The 23745-nt window shown below is 67.3% G+C and carries 26 protein-coding genes and 1 pseudogene; 8 read left to right on the forward strand and 19 right to left on the reverse strand.

Features of this window, described 5'->3' with window-relative positions:
- Positions 1-3 precede the first annotated feature (3 nt).
- The 12 genes from murG to ACG3SL_RS11060 all read right to left on the reverse strand — a co-directional run bounded on the left by murG (position 4) and on the right by ACG3SL_RS11060 (position 13251).
- On the reverse strand, positions 4-1158 hold the full coding sequence (gene murG / locus ACG3SL_RS11005) for an undecaprenyldiphospho-muramoylpentapeptide beta-N-acetylglucosaminyltransferase (RefSeq protein ID WP_448661154.1): 1155 nt from the start codon (positions 1156-1158) through the stop codon (positions 4-6).
- Positions 1155-2384, reverse strand: a complete 1230-nt coding sequence (locus tag ACG3SL_RS11010; protein WP_448661155.1) for an FtsW/RodA/SpoVE family cell cycle protein — start codon at positions 2382-2384, stop codon at positions 1155-1157. Before ACG3SL_RS11010 ends, murG begins: the two co-directional genes overlap by 4 nt.
- Entirely contained in the window at positions 2381-3793 is a 1413-nt protein-coding gene (gene murD / locus ACG3SL_RS11015; protein WP_448661156.1) for a UDP-N-acetylmuramoyl-L-alanine--D-glutamate ligase, read from the reverse strand. The genes ACG3SL_RS11010 and murD overlap by 4 nt, the downstream gene beginning before the upstream one ends.
- Positions 3790-4860, reverse strand: coding sequence for a phospho-N-acetylmuramoyl-pentapeptide-transferase (gene mraY, locus ACG3SL_RS11020; protein ID WP_448661157.1), 1071 nt, complete (start codon positions 4858-4860; stop codon positions 3790-3792). The genes murD and mraY overlap by 4 nt, the downstream gene beginning before the upstream one ends.
- Positions 4848-6233 (reverse strand): UDP-N-acetylmuramoyl-tripeptide--D-alanyl-D-alanine ligase, encoded by a 1386-nt coding sequence (locus tag ACG3SL_RS11025; RefSeq protein WP_448661158.1) that lies wholly within the window; start codon positions 6231-6233, stop codon positions 4848-4850. The genes mraY and ACG3SL_RS11025 overlap by 13 nt, the downstream gene beginning before the upstream one ends.
- A gap of 172 nt (positions 6234-6405) precedes the next feature.
- Positions 6406-7821: a UDP-N-acetylmuramoyl-L-alanyl-D-glutamate--2,6-diaminopimelate ligase gene (locus tag ACG3SL_RS11030; RefSeq protein WP_448661159.1), complete on the reverse strand. Its 1416-nt coding sequence runs from the start codon at positions 7819-7821 to the stop codon at positions 6406-6408.
- Positions 7818-9527, reverse strand: a complete 1710-nt coding sequence (locus ACG3SL_RS11035; RefSeq protein ID WP_448661160.1) for a peptidoglycan D,D-transpeptidase FtsI family protein — start codon at positions 9525-9527, stop codon at positions 7818-7820. Before ACG3SL_RS11035 ends, ACG3SL_RS11030 begins: the two co-directional genes overlap by 4 nt.
- Positions 9524-10096: a hypothetical protein gene (locus ACG3SL_RS11040; RefSeq protein ID WP_448661161.1), complete on the reverse strand. Its 573-nt coding sequence runs from the start codon at positions 10094-10096 to the stop codon at positions 9524-9526. The genes ACG3SL_RS11035 and ACG3SL_RS11040 overlap by 4 nt, the downstream gene beginning before the upstream one ends.
- Entirely contained in the window at positions 10096-11046 is a 951-nt protein-coding gene (gene rsmH, locus ACG3SL_RS11045) for a 16S rRNA (cytosine(1402)-N(4))-methyltransferase RsmH (RefSeq protein WP_448661162.1), read from the reverse strand. The genes ACG3SL_RS11040 and rsmH overlap by 1 nt, the downstream gene beginning before the upstream one ends.
- Complete coding sequence (locus ACG3SL_RS11050; protein ID WP_448661163.1) at positions 11043-11528, reverse strand: division/cell wall cluster transcriptional repressor MraZ; 486 nt, start codon at positions 11526-11528, stop codon at positions 11043-11045. Before ACG3SL_RS11050 ends, rsmH begins: the two co-directional genes overlap by 4 nt.
- 363 nt (positions 11529-11891) lie before the next feature.
- Positions 11892-12173 (reverse strand): hypothetical protein, encoded by a 282-nt coding sequence (locus tag ACG3SL_RS11055; protein ID WP_448661164.1) that lies wholly within the window; start codon positions 12171-12173, stop codon positions 11892-11894.
- Between the two features lie 85 nt (positions 12174-12258).
- Positions 12259-13251: a cysteine synthase A gene (locus ACG3SL_RS11060; RefSeq protein ID WP_448665116.1), complete on the reverse strand. Its 993-nt coding sequence runs from the start codon at positions 13249-13251 to the stop codon at positions 12259-12261.
- Positions 13252-13437: 186 nt separating this feature from the next.
- Between ACG3SL_RS11060 and ACG3SL_RS11065 the strand changes: the two genes are divergently transcribed.
- Positions 13438-13686, forward strand: coding sequence for a hypothetical protein (locus ACG3SL_RS11065; protein ID WP_448661165.1), 249 nt, complete (start codon positions 13438-13440; stop codon positions 13684-13686).
- On the forward strand, positions 13683-14153 hold the full coding sequence (locus ACG3SL_RS11070) for an SAM-dependent methyltransferase (RefSeq protein WP_448661166.1): 471 nt from the start codon (positions 13683-13685) through the stop codon (positions 14151-14153). Before ACG3SL_RS11065 ends, ACG3SL_RS11070 begins: the two co-directional genes overlap by 4 nt.
- Here ACG3SL_RS11070 and ACG3SL_RS11075 read toward each other — a convergent pair.
- A complete protein-coding gene (locus ACG3SL_RS11075; RefSeq protein WP_448661168.1) occupies positions 14143-14472 on the reverse strand; it encodes an Mpo1-like protein in 330 nt (109 codons plus the stop codon). The genes ACG3SL_RS11070 and ACG3SL_RS11075 overlap by 11 nt on opposite strands.
- A gap of 22 nt (positions 14473-14494) precedes the next feature.
- Here ACG3SL_RS11075 and ACG3SL_RS11080 point away from each other — a divergent pair, with 22 nt between their 5' ends.
- Together ACG3SL_RS11080 and ACG3SL_RS11085 are read left to right on the forward strand one after the other, a co-directional pair.
- The gene (locus tag ACG3SL_RS11080) at positions 14495-15001 is read left to right on the forward strand and encodes a DNA-deoxyinosine glycosylase (protein WP_448661169.1); all 507 of its coding nucleotides are present in this window, start codon (positions 14495-14497) and stop codon (positions 14999-15001) included.
- A 147-nt stretch (positions 15002-15148) separates the two neighbouring features.
- Complete coding sequence (locus ACG3SL_RS11085; protein WP_448661171.1) at positions 15149-16420, forward strand: ATP-binding protein; 1272 nt, start codon at positions 15149-15151, stop codon at positions 16418-16420.
- 12 nt (positions 16421-16432) lie between these two features.
- On the opposite strand, the gene ACG3SL_RS11090 is transcribed toward ACG3SL_RS11085, so the two are convergent.
- Entirely contained in the window at positions 16433-16894 is a 462-nt protein-coding gene (locus ACG3SL_RS11090; protein WP_448661172.1) for a hypothetical protein, read from the reverse strand.
- A 208-nt stretch (positions 16895-17102) separates the two neighbouring features.
- Between ACG3SL_RS11090 and ACG3SL_RS11095 the strand changes: the two genes are divergently transcribed.
- The 3 genes from ACG3SL_RS11095 to aat all read left to right on the forward strand — a co-directional run bounded on the left by ACG3SL_RS11095 (position 17103) and on the right by aat (position 19062).
- Complete coding sequence (locus tag ACG3SL_RS11095; RefSeq protein WP_448661173.1) at positions 17103-17486, forward strand: hypothetical protein; 384 nt, start codon at positions 17103-17105, stop codon at positions 17484-17486.
- A gap of 96 nt (positions 17487-17582) precedes the next feature.
- The gene (locus ACG3SL_RS11100) at positions 17583-18314 is read left to right on the forward strand and encodes a ParA family protein (protein WP_448661174.1); all 732 of its coding nucleotides are present in this window, start codon (positions 17583-17585) and stop codon (positions 18312-18314) included.
- Positions 18315-18321: 7 nt separating this feature from the next.
- Complete coding sequence (aat, locus tag ACG3SL_RS11105; protein ID WP_448661175.1) at positions 18322-19062, forward strand: leucyl/phenylalanyl-tRNA--protein transferase; 741 nt, start codon at positions 18322-18324, stop codon at positions 19060-19062.
- Between the two features lie 35 nt (positions 19063-19097).
- On the opposite strand, the pseudogene ACG3SL_RS11110 reads toward aat, so the two are convergent.
- The 5 genes and pseudogenes from ACG3SL_RS11110 to ACG3SL_RS11130 form a co-directional block, all read right to left on the reverse strand.
- A pseudogene (locus ACG3SL_RS11110) lies at positions 19098-19520 on the reverse strand (DUF2155 domain-containing protein); the annotation flags it as partial.
- A complete protein-coding gene (locus ACG3SL_RS11115; RefSeq protein WP_448661176.1) occupies positions 19517-19909 on the reverse strand; it encodes an NADH:ubiquinone oxidoreductase subunit NDUFA12 in 393 nt (130 codons plus the stop codon). The gene ACG3SL_RS11115 and the pseudogene ACG3SL_RS11110, both read right to left, overlap by 4 nt.
- Positions 19910-19959: 50 nt before the next feature.
- A complete protein-coding gene (locus ACG3SL_RS11120; RefSeq protein ID WP_448661177.1) occupies positions 19960-20463 on the reverse strand; it encodes a DUF192 domain-containing protein in 504 nt (167 codons plus the stop codon).
- Positions 20464-20467: 4 nt separating this feature from the next.
- Entirely contained in the window at positions 20468-21052 is a 585-nt protein-coding gene (locus tag ACG3SL_RS11125) for a cold-shock protein (RefSeq protein WP_448661178.1), read from the reverse strand.
- Between the two features lie 85 nt (positions 21053-21137).
- Positions 21138-21752 (reverse strand): regulatory protein RecX, encoded by a 615-nt coding sequence (locus ACG3SL_RS11130; RefSeq protein WP_448661179.1) that lies wholly within the window; start codon positions 21750-21752, stop codon positions 21138-21140.
- Positions 21753-21784: 32 nt separating this feature from the next.
- Between ACG3SL_RS11130 and ACG3SL_RS11135 the strand changes: the two genes are divergently transcribed.
- Positions 21785-23560, forward strand: a complete 1776-nt coding sequence (locus ACG3SL_RS11135) for a fatty acyl-AMP ligase (RefSeq protein WP_448661180.1) — start codon at positions 21785-21787, stop codon at positions 23558-23560.
- Positions 23561-23745: the final 185 nt, after the last annotated feature.

The following is a 23745-nucleotide window of genomic DNA, read 5'->3' on the forward strand; positions in this document are numbered from 1 at the left end:
CCTTCATGCGAAAGCGGGCCGATGGCCCTGCACCGCCGCGCGGCGCGGCTTGCTGGGCGCGGTCGGTGCGTGGATGGATTCGACCAGATCGGCCAGGTCGCGTACCGCATGGGGGCGGCCACAGCTGCGCGCGCGCGCGGCGGCGTTTTCCAGCCCCTGCGTGTCCAGCCCCAGCTTCTGCATCTGCTTGGCCAGCTCGGGCGCGGTAAAGGCGCGCTGCGGAATGGTGCGCGCGCCGCCCGCTGCCGTGATCTCGCGTGCATTGGCGGTCTGGTGGTCGTCGGTCGCGCTGGGCAGCGGCACCAGGATCGCCGGACGCCCCGCCGCCGTCAGCTCGGCGATGGTTGAGGCACCCGCGCGCGCGATCACCAGATGCGCCCATGCCAGCGCCTCGGGCATGTCGGCGATATAGGTGGAGATGTCCGCCGGGATGCTGTGCGCCTGATATTTGGCCCGCACCGCCTCGATATCCTCGACGCGCGCCTGGTGCGTCACCTGAAGCCGGCGGCGGAAATGGATGGGCAGCAGCGCCAGCCCGTCGGGCACGACCTGGCTCAGCGCAGTCGCCCCCTGGCTGCCGCCGGTGACGAGGACGCGGAAGATGCCGTCTTCCTCCAGGATCGGATAGGGCCGGTCGCGCAGCGCCAGCACGGCCTCGCGCACCGGATTGCCGACGAGGTGAGTCTTCGCCGCCCAGCCGGGCTTCAAGCGCTCGACATCGTCGTACGAGGTGGCGATCGCATCCACCTTGCCCGCGACGAAGCGATTGACTCGGCCCAGCACCGCGTTCTGCTCGTGCACGATCGTCGGGATGCCCGCCCGGAACGCCGCCAGCAGCGCGGGCAGCGCGGGGTATCCGCCGAACCCGATCACGGCGGAGGGGCGCAGATCCTTGTACAGCCGCAGCGCCATCGCGCGCCCGGCGATCATCTTGCCCATGGCCTTCAGATAGCCGACCGGCCCGCCCGTCAGTCGGCCCGCCGGCAGGACGTGCGTTTCGATGTCCTCGAACAGCCCCGGAAAGCGCACGCCGCGATCGTCGCTGATCAGCGCGACATGGTGTCCGCGCGCCGTCAGCTCCGCCGCCAGCGCCGCCGCCGGCACCATATGCCCGCCCGTGCCGCCCGCTGCGAGCACGTAGCTATGTATATTGGTCATCCCTTGCTCCACCGACCCGTATAGGGAGAGCGCTTCAGATACGGGTTTCGCCGCGTGAAAGCGAGCAGAAGCCCCATGCCGATCGAAAGGGCGAGGATCGACGACCCGCCATAGCTGATGAACGGCAACGTCATCCCCTTGGACGGGGCGATGCCGGTGTTCACGGCCATGTTGATCAGCGCCTGCACCCCGAACTGCGCCGCCAGCCCCGATGCGGCGAGCAGGCGGAACGCATCCTCCTCGTCCAGCATCTTCATGAACACGCGGATCACGATCGCGGCATAGAGCACCACGATCACCGCGCACGCGATCAGCCCGAATTCCTCGCCGATCACCGAGAAGATATAGTCGGTATGCGCCTCGGGCAGCCGGAACTTCATCTGGCCGCTGCCGGGGCCCGTGCCGGTAAGCCCGCCCTCGGTCAGCGTCGCGTGCGCCATGTCGATCTGGTAGCGATCGTGCAGCGCCGCTTCCTTGGTGGGAAACAGGAAGCTGTTGATGCGATTCCGCGCGGTGCCATAGAACAGATAGGCCGCGACCACGCCGCCCACCGCCGTCGCCATCAGCCCGCCGATCGCCGCCGGCGATATGCCCGACAGCATCAGCAGGATCACCCACACCATCCCGAACACCATGGTCTGGCCGAAATCGGGCTGGAGCATCAGCAGCACGCCGATCAGCGCCGTGATCCCGCCGGTGACGAACAGCACCGGCAATTGCGGGTCCTTGGCGCGGAACGACAGCATCCAAGCGGTCGCGACGATGAACAGCGGCTTCAGGAATTCGGATGGCTGGAACTGCGAAATGCCCACGCCGATCCAGCGCTTGGCCCCGTTCACTTCGGCGCCGAACACCGGCACGATCACCAGCATCAGCAGGAACAGCGCCGCACCGATCAGCGACAGCCGCCGCGCCAGCACGGTCGGCAGCATGGACACGCCCACCATGACGGGCACCGACAGGCACACCCACATCAGCTGGCGCCAGAAATAGTGCATCGGCGCCATGATGTGGGTCGCGTCGGAATAGCGCCGCGCCGTGGCGGGCGATGCCGCCGCCACTGCGACCAGCCCGATCGCAAGCAACAGCAGCACGAGCAGCAGCAAAACGCGGTCGACTTCCCAGAACCACATGCCCGCACGCGTGGTGCTGGCCCGGCCAAGTTGCTTCTGAACGCGCCTTTTCACTTCGGCGCCGACGGTCTCAGACCCGGCTGCCTCGTTCATCCCAGTGCGCCCACGGCATCGCGGAACGCCTGTCCGCGCGCTTCGTAATCGCGGAACTGGTCGAACGAGGCGCAGGCGGGCGACAGCAGCACGGTGTCGCCCGGCTGCGCATGCGCGGCTGCACTGCGCACGGCGGCGTCCAGCGTGCCCGATTGCTCGACCGGCATCGCACCTTCGAGCAGGCCCGCGAACATCGCGCCCGCATCGCCGATCGTATAGGCGCGCACGACATGGCCAAAGCCGGGGCGGCACGCCTCCAGATTGTCGGTCTTGGCGGCGCCACCCAGAATCCAGTGGATGCGGTCATACGCCGCCAGCGCGGGTGCGACCGATTCGGGGTTGGTCGCCTTGCTGTCGTTGACGAAGGTGACGCCGTTCCGGGTGGCGACCCGCTCCATCCGGTGCGGCAGGCCGGGGAAGCTCTCCAGACCCTTGTCGATCGCGGCCTTGTCGATCCCCAGCGCCTCGCACGCGGCGATGGCGGCGAGTGCGTTCTGGGCATTGTGCGGCCCCTGCAACGCCGGCCAGCGCGACTGGTCCATGCACACGCCGGGGGCAATCTTGGTCAGGTCGGCGCTGCGCCCGCCCACCGCAATGTCGTGCGCGATGGCGGCGGAGGGGGCGTCGCCGATCCCGATGATCGCGGCGTGGCCGGGGCTCTGCATCGCGAACAACCGCCCCTTCGACGCGGCATAGGCGTCGAACCCGTCATAGCGATCGAGATGGTCGGGGGTGATGTTGAGCAGCACCGCGACGTCGCAATCGAGGCTGCGGGTCAGGTCGATCTGGTAGCTCGACAGTTCGAGCACATAGACGCCGCCCGCGGGCAGCGGGTCCTGCCCGAGGATCGGCAACCCGATATTGCCGCCCAGCCGCGCGGGCAGCCCGGCGCCCTCGACGATATGGTGGATCAACGCGGTGGTGGTCGACTTGCCGTTGGTGCCGGTGATGCCGACGACCTTGTGCGGCGGCAGGCCGCTGCGCGCCTCGGCGAACAACTCGATGTCGCCGATCAGGGGGACGTGCGCAGTGGCGGTCTTTTCCCGGATCGGATGCCGGTTGATCGGCACGCCCGGCGACACCACGACGCCCGCGAAACCGGTGAGATCGGAGGACAACGGGTCGGCAAGCACCAACTCCTCCCCGGAACGGGGAGGGGGACCAGCCGCAGGCTGGTGGAGGGGGAGCGCCGCAGAGGAAACCGCTTGTGGCCGCCCCCCTCCACCACCCGCTTCGCGGGCGGTCCCCCTCCCCGTCCCGGGGAGGAGTGACTCCCGCGCCGCCTCGTTCGAATCCCACGCCAGCACTTCCGCCCCGCCCGCCAGCAGTGCGCGCACCGTCGCCAGCCCGGACCGCGCAAGCCCGAGCACCGCGTAGCGTTTGCCGCGCCAGGACGCGCTTGTGATCACCGCAGCTTCAGCGTCGCGAGACCGGCCAGCGCCAGCACGAAGGCGATGATCCAGAAGCGGATCACCACCGTCGGCTCCGACCAGCCGAGTTGTTCGAAATGATGGTGGATCGGCGCCATCTTGAACACGCGCTTGCCGGTGCGCTTGAAGAAAAACACCTGGATGATGACGCTCAGCGCCTCGATCACGAACAACCCGCCGATGATGCCCAGCACCAGCTCATGGTGCGCCGTGACCGCAATCGCTCCCAGCGCGCCGCCGAGTGCCAAGCTGCCGGTATCGCCCATGAACACCGCCGCCGGGGGCGCGTTGAACCACAGAAACGCCAGCCCCGCCCCGATCATCGCGCCGCAGAAGATCGCAAGCTCGCCCGCGCCCGGAATATGGGGGATGCCGAGATAGGTCGCGAACACCTTGTTGCCGACCACATAGGCGATCAGCATGAACGCCATGCTCGCGATCACCACCGGCATCGTCGCCAGGCCATCCAGCCCGTCGGTCAGGTTCACCGCATTGCCGAACGCCACGATCGTGAAGGCGGCGAAGAGGATATAGAAATAGCCGAGGTCCGGGTGGATCCAGTTGAAGAACGGCACATACAGCTGCGTCGTGCTCTGCGACAGGATGATCCAGCTCGCGATGCCGGCGATGACGAACTCGCCGAGCAGCCGCACCTTGCCCGATACGCCCGCGGTGCTCGCCTTGCGCACCTTGTCATAGTCGTCGAGGAACCCGATCATCCCGAAACCGAACGTGACGAACATGCATGCCCACACGAACGGGTTGCTCAGGTCCATCCACAGGAACAGCGACAGCATCAGGCTGGTGACGATCATCAGCCCACCCATCGTCGGCGTGCCACGCTTGGCCAGATGGCTCTGCGGCCCGTCGGTGCGGATCGGCTGTCCCTTGCCCTGCCGCACGCGCAGCCAGCCGATGAACTTCGGCCCGATCAGCAGCCCGATCAACAGCGCCGTCGCCACCGCCGCCCCCGTCCGGAACGACTGGTAGCGGACGAGGTTGAGCAAGCCGGGAAAGCCCAGATGATAGGCGATCAGATAGAACATGGTTGCCTTTCCGCCAACGCGGCCACGAGCGCGGAGAGCCGCACGCCGTTCGAACCCTTGACCAGCACGGCGTCGCCCGGGGCCAGCACGGCCTCCAGCCGGTCGCGCGCCGCCGAGGCGTCGGGCACATGGACGAAATCGACGTGCCCCTCAAGCGCATTTGCAAGCGGCGCCATCGCTTCGCCGACCAGGATCGCATAGTCGACCCCGGCCGCCTCGATCGGGCCGGACAGCTCGGCATGAAAGGCGTCGGAGTGCGCGCCCAGTTCGCGCATCTCGCCCAGCACCGCGATCTTGCGGCCCGACTCCTGCGCCAGCACCGCCAGCGTCGCGCGCATCGATGCGGGATTGGCGTTATAGGCCTCGTCGATCACCAGCGCCGTGCCGCCGGGCAGCGCCACGGTCAGCCGTGCGCCGCGCCCCGCGATCCCGCCCAGCTCGGCGAGCGCCAGTCCGGCCAGCTCCATATCGCCGCCCACCGCATCGACGGCGGCGAGAATGGCCATCGCATTGGACACCCAATGCGCCCCCGGCTGCGACAGGGTGAAGCTCAGTTCGCGCGCGCCGAACCGCGCCGTGATGAAGGTGCCGCCGCTAGCGGTCCGCATCGTCTCGACTGCGCGATAGTCCGCGCCTTCGCCGATGCCGAAGGTCACGATGCGGCCCGCATAAGGGCTCGCGGCCGCGATCAGCCGGTCGCGATGCGGGCTGTCGAACGGCACGATCGCGGTGCCGCCGGGCTCCAGCCCCTGGAAAATCTCGCCCTTCGCGTCGGCGATCGCCGCTTCGCTGTCGAAAAAGCCCATATGCGCCGGCGCGATGGTGGTGACGATCGCGACATGCGGGCGCACCAGCCGCGTCAGCTGCGCCAGCTCGCCCGCATGGTTCATTCCCATTTCGAACACGCCGTAGCGCGCATCGCGCGGCATCCGCGCGAGGCTCAGCGGCACGCCGGTATGGTTGTTGTAGCTCTTGACCGAGCGATGCGCACAGCCCGGATCGTTGCGATCCAGCGCCGCGAACAGCGCCTCCTTGGTCCCGGTCTTGCCGACCGATCCGGTCACGCCGATGATCTTCGCCCCGGAGCGCGCGCGGGAAGCGGCGCCTAGCGCGTTGAGCGCGGCGGTCGTGTCCGTCACGCGGACGCTGGGGTAGTCGCTCGCATCCGACACCACCGCACCGGCGGCCCCCTGCGCGAAAGCCTGGTCGAGGAAGCGGTGCCCGTCGGTGCTCTCGCCCTTGAGCGCGAGGAACAAGTCGCCGGGGCCGACTTCACGGGAGTCGAAGGCGACGCCCGAGACGGCAAAGTCTGCGGAGGCAGTGCCGCCGGTTGCGGAAGCGATTTCGGCGGAGGTCCAGAGGGTGCCACGCATCACTCCCCTCCCGCCTGCGGGAGGGGCTGGGGGAGGGTCAGTGCGGGAGGCATGCGAAAGCGGTCCGAAAAGAACCTCCACGTCAGCCCCTCCCCTAACCCCTCCCGCAAGCGGGAGGGGAACAATGCGGCCCCCTCTCTCAAGCGGGAGGGGAACAGGATGCTCCCACCCCTCACGCCGTGCACTCCCGCGCGACCGCAACGTCGTCGAACGGCAGCACCCGGTCGCCGACGATCTGGCCCTGTTCGTGCCCCTTGCCCGCCAGCAGGACGATGTCGTCCGGGCCTGCCATGGCGATGGCGGCGGCGATGGCGGCGCGGCGGTCGGCAATGTCGGTCGCTTGCGGCGCCCCCTTCAGGATTTCGGCGCGGATGCTTGCGGGGTCCTCGCTGCGGGGATTGTCGTCGGTGACGATCACCACATCGGCGCCCGCTGCCGCCGCCTGCCCCATCGGCTCGCGCTTGCCCCGGTCCCGGTCGCCGCCGGCGCCGAACACGAGGATCAGCCTGCCCTGCACATGCGGCTTGAGCGCGGCGATGGCCGCCTCCAGCGCGTCGGGCGTATGGGCATAGTCGACATAGACCGGCGCGCCGGACTGCGCGATCACCGCACGCTCCAGCCGCCCGCGCACCGGCTGCAGCCGCGCCAGATTGGCGATCGTCGCCGCCGTGTCCCCGCCGGTCGCGATCACCAGCCCGGCGGCAGTCAGCGCATTGGCGACCTGATAGGCGCCGATCAGCGGCAGGTTGACCTTATAGGTCTGCCCCTCCGCCTCGATCACCAGCCCCTGCCCCAGCAAGGTGGGCACGCGATCGACCAGCCTCAGCGTCTCGCCATGCTCGCCCACCGTGACCAGCCGGTTGCCGCGCGCGCGCGCCAGATCCTCGACGCGCGGGGCATTTGGATCGTCGGCCCACACCACCGCCGCCCCGTCCAGCGCCAGCACATCGGCGAACAGCCGAAGCTTGGCGTGGAAATAGGCGGCCATGTCGCCGTGATAGTCCAGATGGTCGCGGCTGAGGTTGGTGAACGCCGCCGCGCACACCGGCAGCCCTTCGGTGCGATATTGCGACAGCCCGTGCGACGACGCCTCGAACGCCAGGTGCGTCACGCCCTCGCGCGCCAGCCCGGCGACGTTCGACAGGAAGGTCACGATGTCGGGCGTGGTCAGCCCGGTGCTCACCCGCTCGTCCGCCGTGGTGACGCCCAGCGTGCCGATCGAGGCGGCGTGGAACCCGGCCATGCGCCACAGCTGGCGAGTCATTTCGACGACGGACGTCTTGCCGTTGGTGCCGGTCACCGCCACCGCCGTGCCGGGAAACGGCGCGAAAAAGGCTGCTGCCAGCTGTGCGAACTTCTCGCGCGGATTGTCGTCGGCGATGTGCAGCGCGCCTTCGACCACGGCCTCGCGCCGGGCGACGACAGCGATGGCGCCTGCCTTCACGGCGGCGGGGATGAAGTCCTCGCCATTGACCTGCGCGCCCTGAAACGCGCCGAAGATGGTGCCGGGCGCCACCTTGCGATGGTCGATCGCGAAGCCGGTGACAGTGGAGGGCTGGTCGCCGCCGGTGAGTGCACCGAGTTTCATTCCGCCCCCTTCTTTGGCGCCGGGCCTTCCCAGATCAGCGGGATCAGCTCGCGCTCGTCGATATCGCGCGTCGCATCGGGGCGCACGCCCAGCATCGCGCCGGTACGGCTGATAAGGCGGCTGACGACCGGCGCCGCCGTCCAGGCGGCCGTGGTCAGGCCAAAGCTTTGGGCATTACCCTTGGGTGAGTCGAGCATCGCGATCACCACATAGCGTGGTGCGTCGGCGGGGAAAGCCGCCGCGAACGTCGAAACGTTGCGATGCTTGTCATATCCGCCGCCCGATGCAGCCTCTGCGGTCCCGGTCTTGCCCACGACCCGGTATCCGATCGCCTCGCCCTTGCGGCCCGTGCCGCGCAGCACGATCAGGCGGAGCAGCTGGCGCATCCGCATGCTGGTCGCCTCGCTGATGACCCGCTGCCCCGCCGCGGCCTTGCCGGGTGCAACCTTCAGCAGCGTCGCCGGGCGCAGGATGCCGCCATTCACCATCGCCGCATAGGCATTGGCCAGATGCAGCGGCGTCACCGCGATGCCGTGGCCATAGGCCGTCGTCATCACCGTGATCCGCCCCCAGTTGGAGGGCCACAGCGGACGCGCGCCTTCGTTGGTCTCCAGTGCGGGCCGCGTATCGAATCCCAGCCGGCGGTACATCGTCTGCAACCGCTCGGCACCGATTTCGTCGGCGATCCGCGCGGTTGAGATGTTCGAGGAATAGATCAGCGTCTCTGGGATATTGAGCCAGCGGAACTGCTCATCGCCCGGATCGTCATGGATCTTGAACCGCCCGACCTGGAGCGGCTTGGTCGCGTCGAAGCGGCGCGCCATCGACGTCACCACGCCGGTCTCGATCGCGGCGGCGACGGCCAGCGGCTTGAACGTCGATCCCAGCTCGTACACGCTCTGGGTCACATTGTTGCGCGGCACCACGCCCTGGATCGCGTTCGGATTGAAGCTGGGCAGCGACACCATCGCGACGACTTCGCCTGTCGCCACGTCGAGCATCACGCCCGCCGCGCCCTGTGCCTGGAACGCCCGCATCGCGCCGCCCAGTTCGCTTTCCATCGCCGCCTGCACGCGCGAATCGATCGACAGCGCCACCGGCTGGCCGCGCAGCGCCGGATCGGTCAGGCGGCCTTCCAGCGCCTTTTCCATTCCCGCGACGCCGCGCCCCTGCACGTCGAGATAGCCGAGCACATGCGCCGCCATGTCCGATTGCGGATACAGCCGGTCCGGCTCGCGCTGGAATTCGATCGCCGGCTCACCCAGCGCGTTGATGGCATCGACCAGTTCGGGCATCGCCCGCCGCTTGAGATAGGCGAAGCTGCCCCCGGCGTTGAGCATCGCATAATAGGCGCCAGCGCTCTGTTCGGGGATCAGCTCGGCCAGCCGCTGCGCCAGCTCGCCCTTGTCGGCGATGACCTTGTTCGGATGGATCGCGATCGACCAGGCATCGATCGATCGCGCGAGCGGCGCGCCGTTGCGGTCGACGATGTCGCCGCGCGGCGGAACCAGCACGCTGGCGATATCGCGCGCCGTCGCCGGCTCAGCCCACAGGGCGAGCAGCGCCAGCTTACCGATCACCACCAGCATCCCGAACCCGAACAGCAGCGACAGGATCATCAGGCGCACCTGCGCCACGGCGACAAGCGCCTGCCGGGCTCCGCCCGAACGGCGCGAACGCGCCGACGGGGCGACGACGACGATCAACGGAGCGCCAGCTTCTCGCGCTTCGCCAGTTTCTCCAGATCGTCGATGGTCGACGCGCTCAGCACGCCGCGATCGACCATCGCCATCGCCCGGCGATCCGCCTTCTTCATCAGCTTGTGCAGTTCCCTGTCCTGCTGCGCGACGCTCTTTGCCGCACCGCTACTCTGCGCCGCCGCCTGCACCGGCTTGGGCGCGGGCGCCACTGCCGCTGCGACAGCCTGAACCGGCGGCGCGCCAGCCGGAACGATCAGCGCCGCCGTCTGCACCTGCGCGTCGGCGGGCGTGTCGAGGCTGGCCAGCGCGGTCTCGCCGTCCAGATATTGCTGCGCACCCGGCGCGGCGAGCGCCAGCACGTCGCCGTTCCACCGCTCCAGCTGCGCCAGGTTGGCGCGCGTGTTGAACTCGGTTTCCAGCGAGCGGATGTCCTTCTGCGCCTGGAGAATGGCCGATTTGGTCGCGTTCAGCCGCGCCTGCTCGGCCGCGCCGTGCGAATTCACCAGATAGCATGCGGGCGCCACGATCGCCCCGCACAGGAACCACCACAGCCCCTTGAAGCTCTGCACTGCCATCACGCACCTCCTTCACTGATCCACGGCGCCGCACCGGTCCGCCGCGCGACGCGCAGGGTTGCCGAACGTGCACGCGGGTTACGCGCTACTTCCGCCTCACTGGGCCGAACGGCCTTGGCGGGGGTCTCGAAACTGGGTTCGGCTCGCGGGCCGACTGCCGGGCGATGGCGCGAGCCAGCGGGCTCGCTGCCGCTGCGCTCGCGCAGGAACCGCTTGACCAGCCGGTCCTCCAGGCTGTGGAACGTCACCACCGCCAGCCGGCCACCGGGCTTAAGCACGCGCTCGGCGGCGGCAAGGCCGTCGACCAGCTCGCCCAGCTCGCGGTTGATGAAGATGCGCACCGCCTGGAAGGTCCGCGTCGCCGGGTCCTTCTTGTCATGCGGCTTATAGCCCAGCGCCTTGCGCACGACCTGCGCCAGTTCACCGGTCCGGGTCAGCGGGCGCGCGCGCACGATCGCGCTGGCAACCCTGCGCGAGCGGGGCTCCTCGCCGAATTCATACAGCACATCGGCGATCGCCGCCTCGTCGGCGGTGTTCAGCCATTCGGCGGCGGTCATCCCCTCGCCCGCCATCCGCATGTCGAGCGGACCGTCGGACTGAAACGAAAAGCCGCGCTCGGCCTGGTCTAGCTGCATCGACGACACGCCGATGTCCATCGTCACGCCATCGACGGGCACCAGCCCGCGCGCAACGAGTTCGGCCTCCATCTGGCTGAACGGCGCTTCGATCAGGGTCAGCTTGCCCCCGGACTCGGCAACGATGGCCTGGCCCGCCGCAATCGCATTGGGATCGCGATCGAAGGCAGCGACATCGGCGCCCTGCGCGAGCATCGCGCCGGTATAGCCGCCCGCACCGAAGGTCGCGTCGACATGGCGTTCACCGGGCACGATGGCGAGCGCGTCGATCACTTCGTCGAGCAGCACGGGGATATGGGGCGCGGCGCCGGTCACAGCTTCACGCCCTTGGTCTTGCACAGGAATTCGCAGATTTCGCGCAGGCCGGGATCGGCATTCTCGTCCTTCAGCAGCACTTCGGGCGCCCAGATGTCGAAGGTCTCGCCCGATCCGTTGAAGAACGCCCATTTCTGGATGTTCGCCTTCATGCGGAAAAACGGCGGGATCACGAACCGCCCGCTATCGTCGAACTGCGCCTTTTCCACCTGACCAAAGGCGCGGCGCTTGGCCCGCGCATCGGTTTCCTCGCCGCGATCGGCGGCAAGCTGCTCGCGGCGGTCGAGCCGGTCGTATTTTTCCTTGGACCAGGACAGGTCGTGCGCCGACAGGCACGCATCGATCGGATGCAGCCCGACCACGATCTGGCGGATGTCGGAATTGCGCTCAACGGCGGCGCGCAGGTCGGCAGGTATGGCGACGCGACCCTTCAGGTCCACGGCCTGGAGCGCAAATCCTTCGAAGAGCTCCCTGTCTGCCAAAACCCCGACCCCAAAAGCCGGGCACGCCCTCGCCGCTTCGGAAGCACGTTTTCCCAAACGCACTGCCGACTGTTTCAAAACCACGGTGGAAGGGTTCGTGCCCCCTTAAGCATCACGTTTAATCACAGATGCGGGTGGGAGACAACGGGAGATTTGGGGCCAGGACGGGATTTAGCGCCACTCAGCCCCATTTTCAAGGCTAGTTTTGCTTATATTCACTATTTGTTCTTTCATTGTTCGTGCACACTCCGCCGCGCCTATGGATATTTCCCTACCCGGCAATGGACGCGCGAAGGCGGGCGCCGGGCGGGCGCGGCGCAAGTCTGTGGGAAGATTGGAGAGAGCCGCGCCGCCGCGACCCGATCAGCGCGCCGCGGCGGCGCCGTCGGTTTGCGCTGAGTCTTCCGGCACCGCCGTCGAGGTCGTGCTGGGAGCCACACCCAGTTCGGCGAGCGGCTCGTCGCGGGTCTTCTTTGCCGCAGCGCTCGGCGCCGCTTCGGTCATGTTGGCGACCACCACCGCGTTGGAGGCCCCCACCGCCGTCACGGGCGCCTCGCGATTGACCGAACTGAAGATCAGGCTCGCCAGCCCGATCAGCACCATGACCAGGGCAAGCCCGGTCAACCCAACGCTCACGCGTTGCATGGTCTGCCCGGAGTCCTGTTCTGATCGCGGCTTCATAGCTGTGGCATAAATGTAACGCATTAACGCCAAGTTGTCGAGCCGCGCGTCAGGCCGTCTGGAGGTACTCTGGCACCGACAACCCCTTGGCCCGCAGCCATTCCGGATTGTACAGCGTCGAAAGGTAGCGGAATCCCGTGTCGCACAGGATCGTCGCGATCCGCTTGCCGGGGCCCAGATGGCGCGCCAGCCGCACGGCACCGGCAACGTTGATCCCCGACGATAGCCCCAGGCACAGCCCTTCTTCCGCCAGCAGCCGACGAACCCATTCGAGCCCCTCCTCGTCAGAGATGCGAAACTGGGTATCGATCGGCGCGCCTTCCAGATTGCCGGTGATACGCCCCTGCCCGATCCCCTCGGCGACCGACGAACCCTCGGCCTTCAACTCGCCATGCGCGTAATAGTCGTACAGCGCCGCGCCGTGCGGGTCGCTGAGCGCGATGCACACGCGCTCGTCCTTGGCCTTCAGCCCCAGGCCGACGCCGGCGATCGTGCCCCCGGTGCCGGCGGCACAGGTGAAGCCATCGACCCGCCCCTCCATCTGCGCCCAGATCTCCTCCGCCGTGCCACAGATATGCGCGCGGCGATTGGCGATATTGTCGAACTGGTTCGCCCACACCGCATTGGGCGTTTCCTCGGCGATCCGGCGCGAAGTGTGGACGAAATGGCCGGGGTTCGAATAGGGCGCGGCGGGCACCAGCACCAGCTCGGCCCCCAGCGCGCGCAGCGTGTCCATCTTCTCGCGGCTCTGCGTCTCGGGCATGACGATGATCGACTTGTAGCCCTTGGCATTCGCCACCAGCGCCAGGCCGATGCCGGTATTGCCCGCCGTCCCCTCCACGATCGTGCCGCCGGGCGCAATCGCGCCGCGCGCCTCGGCATCCTCGACGATATACAGCGCCGCGCGATCCTTTACCGAGGCACCGGGGTTGGCGAACTCGCACTTGCCGTAAATGTCACAGCCGGTCGCCTCGCTCGGGCCCTTCAGGCGGACGAGCGGGGTGTTGCCGATCAGCGCCAATGTGTCGTTGGTAAGATGCATGCCCGCTAGATAGGAGCGCAGGGTGCCGACAAGCAAGCAACGCCTGTTAGCGCGCGGCGAAGCGCGGCTTGGCCTTTACGGAAACGATATGCGCGGCGCGCATGTTTCCTCTCGAACCTTAACGCCCCGCGCCCTTAGCTAATGCGGCGCGACGCAAAGGGTGCGTCGGGTTGGAGTATATCGGCCATGCTGGACCTGACGGCGGAGACGCCCGAACATATTCTGCGCGTCGGTCAGGACGCGCAGGGACATTGGATCGTGCAGGAAGCGGACGGGTGCGGCGAGGCGCTGTTCGCGTCGCGTACCGCAGCGATTCGCTTTGCGCACTGGGAATGCCACGCCTTCGACCATGCCCGTGTCGAACTCTGCGCCAGCCCGCTGTCCTCGATCCTCACGCGCCCCGGCGCGGCCCCCGAGAAGGACAAACGATCATGACCAGACTCCACCTGTCGCTGGCCGCGCTGCTGCGGCCCGCCAATGCCGATCCCGCCCCGGCAGCGCCACGGCCCGGCCCCAGCGACGCGCTGATCGCGAAGCGGCTCGCCGACTGGCGACACCGGGGGCATCGGGCTGTGCGCATCCTCGATCTCGACTGTGGCGACGGCGCTCGCCTGCTGCGCGCCGCAGCCTGTGCGCGGGCGCTGGGGTTCGTATCGATCGAGGGGCGCGGAGTCAGCGCAAGCGCGGCACAGGTGCGGCGGGCCCGCACTGCGGCTGCGGCGGAGACCCATCCGAGCACCAGCCTGGTGTTCGAAATCGGCGAGGCGATCGGCGCGCTCGCCGGCGAACATGACGACGCCGCGGACTTTGTACTGTTGTCACAGCCCCTGCCCTATGCCTGCAGCCCGCTGGGAGCCGCGCTCGCCCGCGTGTGCGCCGGATCGGTGCTGGCTAGTGCCTGACCCCGGCGCGATCCAGATGCGGCCCGAGCCTGCCGCTCAGCCACAGGAAGAACATCCGATAGTCCGAAAACAGCGACCATAGGGGATAGGTGAAGGTCGCCGGCCGGTTCCTTTCGACCGCGAAGTGCGCCGCCCAGGCAAAGCCATAGCCCGCCAGCGGCACCAGCGCCCACCACCATCCCCCCAGCCGCAGCGCCACGGCGGCGAATACGAACGTCAGCGCGGTGCCCGCATAATGCAGCCGCCGCGTCTCCGCCTTGCCATGCTCGCGCAGGTAATGCGGCCAGAAATCGGCATAGCGAGTGATGGTGCGCGCCATGCAGCGACGCTAATGCACCGCGATGGCCCTGCGCAAGCACTCCTTCCCGCCCGTTGTCGACCCCGACATTCGCGTGCTCGTCCTCGGCTCGCTGCCGGGCGATCGCTCGCTCGCGGAGCAGCGCTATTACGCGCATCCCCAGAACCAGTTCTGGAAACTGATGTCGGCGGTGCTCGACCGTGATCTGGTGTCCCTCACCTATGAGGCGCGGCTTGCGGCATTGCTTGGCGCGCATATCGGTCTATGGGACGTCGTCGCGAGCGCCACGCGGCCGGGCAGCATGGACGCGGCGCTGCGCGACGTCGAGGAGCAGGATCTCTGCGGGCTGGTCGCGACGCTGCCTAAGCTGCGGGCGATCGCATTCAACGGCGCCACGGCGTTTCGCGTCGGGGTCCGTCAATTGGGCCCGGTGGCGGACACATATGCGGTATTGCCGCTACCGAGCAGCAGCGCGCTGCATACCATCGGCGTCGATGCAAAACTGGTACTCTGGAGAGACATAAAAAAGCATACAAGTCCGTGCACATAGCACTTGAGAAACGGCATCACATACGATGTACTGTAAAAAACGTGACGGCTCGGAACAACGCCGGGGGGCTGCGGCCGGGTCGAAAAACATAGGGGCGTGGTCGCGGTGATTCAGCAGGGGGCGTGTGTCCCAATCGGACCGGATGCGGTGGAATATGCCGCTATCGAGAGCAAGCGTGCGCTGTTGCTGGAGCTGTTGGCGGCGAACGCTGCCGACATGCTCGGCGCGACCAATATCCGCGCCGCGCTCGAGCGCATGTTCGAGATGCTCAACGCCGGAATTAATATAGATATTTTCTTTCATTATCGCCAGGAAGAGGGCGAGGGTCTGGTGCTGGAGACCCATGGCGGCATCACCGCCCGCGAGGCATCGGCCGCGCTGCACATGCAGTTGAGCGAAGCGCTGTGCGACACCGTCACGCTGGATTGCGAGCCGATCCGGCTGACCAATATCCAGCAGTCGCCCGACCCCAAGACTGCGTTTCTCCAGGCGATGGGGATCGATTCCTATTGCTGCCTGCCGCTTACCCATGGCGGCCGCTTGTTGGGCACGCTTGGCTTTGGGCGACGCGCGCCGGGCGGGTTCGACGACCAGGAATACAGCTTCCTCCAGACGCTCGCCAGCTATGTGGCGCTGTGCAAGCATCGCCTCGGCGTGGAACGCGCGCTGCGCGCCGGTGTCGCCGAGCGCGACCGGCTGCTGGCGGAGCAGCGCGAGATGGAGCAGAAAGTGATCGAGCTGACGCGCGTGAGCGCGCTCGGCGCGGTCGCCGCGACGATCGCGCACGAACTGAACCAGCCGCTCTCAGCGGCGGCCAACTATGTCTCCGCAATTCGGCTGGACCCGAATATCGAGCCGTCGCGCGTCGCCGAACGCGCGCGAGCGGCCGAAAAGGAATTGCTGCGTGCCGGCGAGATCATCCGCCGCATTCGCCGGATGGTGTCGCGCGAAGGCCTTTCGCTCGAAGCCGAGAATGTCGAGCCGATCGTCAACGAATCGATCGGACTGGTAAAGGCTGCGGTCGGCGGCACCCTGCCCACTTTCCGTGTCGCGATCGGCCCGCGCGCCGAACGCGTGGTGATCGATCACGTCCAGATCGTCCAGGTGCTCGCCAATCTGCTTCGCAACGCGATCCAGGCAACGCAGGACATGGCCTCGCCGATGGTATCCGTGCAGACGCGGCGGATCAACGAAGACGAAGTCCAGTTCCGCATCACCGACAACGGCCCCGGCGTCCCGCGCGAAGTCCGCACCGCGATCTTTCAGCCCCGGCTGGGCCTCTCGCGCAGCGGGCTCGGGCTGGGGCTGGCGATCTCGCGCAACCTGATCGAGGCGCATGGCGGCACGATCCAGGTCGAGGACGCACCCGGGGGCGGCGCCAGCTTCTGCTTCACCGTCCCGGCACTGCACGAAAGCTGAACCGGGCGGGGTTCAGCCCGTGGCGTTGGCCGGGGCGCCCTCGGCGCCCGGCTTCGGCGCAAGCCCTGCGCACCCCGTCAGCGTCCGCGCCCCGATCTTGGCCTCGGCGCGGAGAGGCTGTTGCTGCTCAGCGCATTTTTCGTTGCGCAGCGTGATGGTCACCGGGGCACCAGTCGGCGTCTGGGTGACGAAAACCGCTGCGTCGCCGGCGACCTTCGGCGTGATCGGGTAGAAATCGATGGGCTTGTCGGAGGGCTTTGCCGATGGCGTGTACAGGATGGTCCCGGGCGAGATGTCGATCGTCCATGACTTCCCCGCGCCCGATACGCGCAGCGGTGCGTTCAGGTCGATGCCGCCCAGACTGGGGCCGGGTGTCGGGGTCGGCGTTGGGACGACAGTGTTTGCATTGTCACCCGCATCCGACCCGCATCCACCCAGCGCGATCAACCCGCAAAAAAGCCCAAGAACTCGCATCGCCCGTCCTCCTATACGCCGCGGGCGTGGTGGTACGGGCGCGCCGCACGGTCAAGTCGCAGGGCAGGTCCGGATAGGGAATGCCCTTGCTGCCGGTTCACATGCTTGTAACGTCCGGCATGGTACGCCGCGTCGCACCATAATAATGTGACTATATATCCGGAATCTCCTTGACGATTCTTGCCGCCTGAGGAAAAGCAGCCCCGTTATGAAGAACGCCCCCATTTTCGCCGCCGCCGCCGTAGCGATTCTGTCGCTTTCTGCATGTGAAAACAAGCCAGAGGAAGTGACCAGCACCGCGCCGGATCCGATGGCGTCGCAGCTTGCGAACGCCGCTCCCGTCGAGCTGCCGCCCGCAATCGCGTCCAGCGTTACGCTGCGCTGCGGCGACAACACGCTGGTCTATGTCGATTTCTTCAAGGGCGACAAGCAGGTCCAGGTGAAGACCGAGAAGACCGGCCCGGCCACGATGCTCAAGGCACCCGAAGCAGGCCAGCCTTTCGAGGCCGAAGGCGGCTACAAGCTGACGGGCACCCCCAAGAACGTCAGCATCACGCTGCCGGGCAAGCCCGCCAAGTCCTGCCACGCCTGAACGGCGGCGCATTTGCGATGAAATCCAGGGCCGGCGGCATTCCCGCTGGCCCTTTTTCGTGCCAGCTTGACCGCGGTACAACGGGAGGAATGCAAGTTGGCGACCGTCGCGATCTACAGCCTGAAGGGCGGCGTCGGCAAAACCACGCTGGCAGTCAATCTGGCATGGGCAGCGGCCACGCTGTCGGCGCGACGCACGCTGTTATGGGACCTCGACCCGCAGGCCGCCTCCACCTTCCTTCTCGCGCCGCAGGGCAAGGGCGGGGAACAGGCCCAGGCGATCTTCACCCGCGACGTGCCGCCTTCCGCGCTGGTGCGGCACACCGACACGGCCCGGCTGGACGTGATCGGCGCCGACACCTCGCTGCGCGGGCTCGACCGGATTTTCCACGAACTCGACAAGAAGAAGCGGCTGGCCAAGCTGCTCGACGATCTGAGCGACGACTATGATCGCGTCCTGCTCGACTGCCCGCCTGGCCTGACCGAAACGACCGAACAGATGATGCGCGCCGCCGACCTGATCGTCGTGCCGGTCATCCCTTCCCCCTTGTCGACGCGCGCCTTCACCGAAGTCGCCGCGCATCTGGCGCGCAAGGGGGGCAAGGTGCCGCTGATGCCCGTGCATTCGATGGTCGATCGCCGGCGCAAGCTCCATGCCGAGGCGCTGGCCGCGCATCCCGACTGGCCGGTCGTGCCGATGGCGAGCATGATCGAGGCGATGGCAGAGCGGCGCATGCCGATCGGTGCCTTCGCCCCGCGCTCGGCGGGTGCACAGGCCTTTGCCGCGCTGTGGACGGCGATCGAACGCCGGCTGGCCGACACGCGTTGAGCCGGCAATGACCCAGCACGTGGCGCCCCCGGCGGACATCGACCCCGATCTGGTGCTGCGCGCCTATGCGATGGGTGTGTTTCCGATGTCGGACGATCGCACGGCGGCCAGCGTCTATTGGGTCGAACCCAAGCAGCGCGGGATATTGCCGCTCGACGGCTTCCACCTCTCCCGCTCGCTGCGCAAGACGATCGCGGCCGATCGCTTTCGCGTGACCGTGGACACCGCGTTCGAGCGTATCCTGCTGCTCTGCGCCGAATCCGCGCAGGATCGGCCCGATACCTGGATCAACGGCCCGATCGAGCGCGTCTTTGTCGAGTTGCACCGGCGCGGCTTTGCACATTCGGTGGAGTGCTGGGACGGCGATCGACTCGCGGGCGGGCTCTATGGGCTGGCGCTGGGCCGCGCGTTCTTCGGGGAATCGATGGTCACCCGCGTCCGCGACGCGTCGAAAGTGGCGTTCGCGCACCTGGTGGCGCGGCTGAAGGCCGGGGGATTCACGCTGCTGGACTGCCAGTTCCAGACCGATCACCTCGCGACGCTGGGCGCCGTCGAAGTGCCGCGCGATGCCTATATCGCGTTGCTGGACGCGGCGCTGGGCGAATCGACGGCGGGGCTTTCCACGGGCTCGCCCTCGGTCGATGGGGATTTCTTCGCGCTAGACGCGTTGCCGCCGACCGGCGCGGGCACCGTATCCGGGCCGCTGTCGCGGAAGGTCATTTCGCAGCTTTTGGGCCAGACGTCGTAGATCGGGTGCTGGACGACGTTGAGCGCCGGGCGCTCCTTGTACAGCCAGCCTGAGAATACCCGCCGCCAGCTCTTGTCGACCTGTTGCACGTCGAGCTGGACGAAGGCGCCGGTCAACTGGTCGGTCTCCCACGGCGCGGTGCGGTCGCACGCGCGCAGCCGGACGATGACGTCGCCGATTCGCGCCGCCTGGCCGGGCTTGAGCTTGAACTCGCGCGCCACGCCGTTACGCTTGTTGAGCAGTCCGAGCACCGCCACGCGATCGCGCATCGGGGTTGCCGCAGCGGCCAGCGCACTGCCGTCGGGAGCGCCGGCCGGCGCCTTGGCCGCGCCGGCATCGTCTCCGGTGATGACGATGTCATCGACCGCATTATTCCCCGGCTGGCCGCCGCCACCCGAGCACGCGCCAAGGCCAAGCAGCAGCAGCGATGCCACTGCGGGTCCGGCGCGCAGGATCATGCGTCGGGGGTCCAGGCCTCATAATCGCCGGTTGACCGTGCCCGATGCCCGCCCGCTTCGAGCGCGCCCGACGGGCGATACGCCGCGCGCGTGCCGGTCAGGTTGGGCTCGGCCGGCTTTTCCCAGGTCCGCACGGGGGGCAGGCCCTGTTCCGGAACCGAATCGATCTGGTGGTGCAGCCAGCTGAACCAATCGGGCGGCACGCGGCTGGCATCGTTCGGGCCGTTATAGATCACCCAGCGACGCGGCACGCCATTGGTGTCGGACCCGCCCTGCCAATAGACATTGCCCAGCGAATCCTCGCCGACGCGCGCCTTGCCGCGCAGACCGAACATCGTGCCCCAGCTTGCGCCGTTCCACCAGGTGAAGGGATTGAGATTGATACCCATGCGCGCCCCTTAGCGTGGCCTCGCGGCCCGTGGCAATTGGCTATATGCCCCTACTGCGCGGGGCTGTCCCAGCGGACCGTGTCGCCAGGCGCTATTCCAAGCGCCGCCGCCTTGCCGCCGTTGATTTCCAGAACCGCCGCCACCGGCTCGCCCGACTTCAGCGGGATCTCGGAAAAAGGCTCGGCATTGGCCGCGATCGCGGCGATCGTCCCGTTGGCGCGGATGAAGAGAATGTCGAGCGGGCTCGGCGTGTTCTTCATCCAGAAGCTCGCCGCACGCGGGGGGCCGCCATCGCCCGGATAGGGTGCGAACAGCATGCCGCCATCAGCGGGCAGATTCGTGCGGAACATCAGCCCGCGCGCCTGCTCGGCCGGAGTGCGCGCGGTCTCGACGTTGAAAATGCGGGTGGCCCCGTTCGCGGTCCGGACCGTGACGGCAACCTTCGCAGGCGCCTGAATTTTCCCGGCATGGGCGCCGGCATCACTGTGGCAAACGCCCGCCAGCACCAGCACCGTGGCGGCAAGCGCCACGCCGAATCCCCGCACCGCGATCATTGTCTCAGCCGATCCTTTCGACCGCTACGGCGAGCGGCCCCTTGTCGCCATCGACGATGCGTGCCCGCAGGGGCTGGCCGGGCTCGACTTCCTCGATCTCGGCGCGGCGCAGCGTCTCCATATGGACGAATATATCCGCTGAGTCCGAATCGCGCACGAGAAATCCGTACCCCTTCAAACGGTTGAACCATTTGACGGTGACCGCCTCGAACGGCCCCGCCGCCGATACCATTTTCAGCCGGTCGGCACGTTCGCCGGGGCGCTTGACGGGTTCGACCGCCTCGGTGAGGTCGATCGAGCGAATCTCGCGGGCCTGGAATCCCCGCTGCCGCTTCACCGCGACGCACTCGACTCGCGCACCTTCGGGAAGGCTTCGGCGGCCATGATCCTGGAGCACGGTAAAATGGATCAGCACGTCGCCGGCGACCCCGTCATCCGCCACCAGAAAGCCAAAACCACGCGTGACATCGAACCACTTGACGATCCCGGTGACAAGCAGCCCCTCCGCCGCATCGTCGCCCTCGAAATCGCCATTCCCGGATTGTGCGACCGCTAAGTGTTTTGACGCAAGCTGTGTATCAGCACGCATTTTTTGTTTCCCCCAAGCGGTTTCATTAACACAAGATTCTCGAAAAGGGGAATTGGTTTATGGGATTCAGTCCAGCTTCGACACATCAGTATAAATCAATGTCTTCGTCGGGCGAAGCCCCCGTAATCCGCCGGGCGATATCCAGCGAATGCCCTGCGCGAAGCATCGCGGCGAGGTGTTTTTGTTGCTGCGCACGATCGCCTGCTTCACGTGCGAACGGACCGATGCGCTTTCGCCGGGCAAAAGCCATTGCGGCGGCCTCCGCGCTTTCCTCGATCGCAGGCGCGATGGCGCGGCTGTCTTCCGCGTCGACGCCCGCGTGGCGCAGCGCCTCTGCCACGCGACGCGCGCCCAGCCCGCGCCGGGCCATCGATCCCGCCTTCGCCTCGGCATAAAGCCGGTCGTCGACATAGCCGAGGTCGGCCATGCGCTGCGCGACGCCTTCGCAATCGGCCGGCTGGTCGGGATTCGCCCAGCCGCGTTCGCGCACTTTACGGCGCAGATAATCGGTCAATTTGCCGCGCGTGGTTGCAAATCGCTCGACATAGCGTAGCGCAAACCGATCGAGATCGGCGGGGTCAAGCGGAGCGAGTATGGGTCTGGATCGGGGCATGCGCCATGATTGTGCCACACTGGCAACCGATTTTGAACGATAGCGCGTAGCAGAGCCGATCGCATTTAATGCGTTGTGGGGGCACAACGGCCTGTTCCACGAGGGGCACGAGAAAAAGAATGGATTTGGACGTTACGGGATCTCTCGAAAAGCAGGCGGAGGCAGCGACGGCGATGCCCGTACCGACGCCCACCGACGATAAGCTCCCGCGCCGCTTTGCGGATTTCGCGACGCTGGGCGATGCGTTGGACTATGCCGCGCAGGGCGTGCGCGGCCTGAATTTTCACGACGCGCGCGGCAACCTCGCGCGGCCCTATCCCTTTTCGGAACTGCGCGACGATGCGCTGGTCCAGGCGCGTCGTCTGATCGCTGCCGGGGTCAAGCCGCAGGATCGAATCGCCCTGATCGCCGAAACCGGCGTCGAATTCGCCGCGCTGTTCTTTGGCGTGGTCTATGCGGGCGCGTGGCCCGTGCCGCTGCCGCTGCCGACCAGCTTCGGCGGCGCGCAAAGCTATATCGACCAGTTGCGCGTCCAGCTCGACAGCTGCGATCCGATGCTGCTCGTCTATCCGCCCGAAATCGGCGCGATGTGCGCGGAGGCGGCTCGGCTCTCGGGCGTCCAGGGAATCGACTGGTCCGAATTCTCCGATCGCCCTGCCCCCCCGGTGGCGCTGCCCGCGGCGAAGACCGACGACATCGCCTATCTGCAATATTCCAGCGGCTCGACTCGCTTCCCACACGGCGTCGCGATCACCCACAACGCCCTGCTCAACAACCTGGCGGCGCACAGCCACGGCATGAGCGTGGCCGACGGCGATCGCTGCGTTTCGTGGCTACCCTGGTATCACGACATGGGGCTGGTCGGCTGCCTGCTGTCGGTCGTCGCCAACCAGGTTTCGACCGATTATCTGAAGACCGAGGATTTCGCCCGCCGCCCGCTGGCGTGGCTCGACCTCATCAGCCGCAACCCCGGCAACACCCTCTCCTACTCGCCGACCTTCGGCTACGATATCTGCGCGCGCCGCATGTCGAGCCAGACCAAGGCGAGCGACCGGTTCGATCTGTCGCGCTGGCGCGTCGCGGGCAATGGTGCCGACATGATCCGCCCCGACGTGATGCAGTCGTTCGTCGATGCCTTTGCGGACGCAGGGTTCAAGGCGTCGGCATTCCTGCCCAGCTACGGCCTGGCCGAAGCGACGCTGGCGGTGTCGATCATGCCCCCGGGCGAAGGCATCGTCGTCGAACTGGTCGAGGAAACCCAGCTTTCGGGCGGCACTTCGCGCGCCGATCGGCCGCAGCGATTCCGCGCCATCGTCAATTGCGGCAAGCCCGCGCGCGACATGGTGATCGAAATCCGCGAGGAAGACGGCACCCCGCTCCCCGAAAAGGCGATCGGCAAGGTGTGGTGCAAGGGCCCGTCGGTCATGGTCGGCTATTTCCGCGACCAGGAATCGACCGATGCGTGCCTGGTCGATGGCTGGCTCGACACCGGCGACATGGGCTATCTGAGCGACGGCTATATCTACATCGTCGGCCGCGCCAAGGACATGATCATCATCAACGGCCGCAACCACTGGCCGCAGGATATCGAATGGGCCGTGGAGCAGCTCCCCGGCTTCAAGCAGGGTGATATCGCCGCCTTCGCGATCACGACCCCCGGCGGCGAGGAAACCCCCGCCGTGCTGGTCCAGTGCCGCACCTCGGACGAGAAAGAGCGAGTCCGCCTGCGCGACGAGATTCGCGAGCGCGTCCGCTCGGTCACCGGCATGAACTGCGTGATCGAACTGGTGCCCCCCCGCACGCTGCCGCGTACCAGCTCGGGCAAGCTCAGCCGGGCAAAGGCGCGCAACCTGTACCTGGCCGGCGAGATCAAGCCCTACGACATCGCCGCCTGATCGGCGACCGGGCGGCGGCAGTGCAATCGCACGTTAAAAGCGCCTCGTCATCCTGACGAAAGTCAGGATCCATTCGCCGCTCAGTCTGCGCTTTTGACGCAACGGAGCGGCAATGGATCCCAGCCTGCGCTGGGATGACTGCATTTATGGTCGCCCAACCGTCATCTGCGATAGCGCTGCGGTCA

It is taken from the genome of Sphingomonas degradans (genome assembly GCF_053502645.1).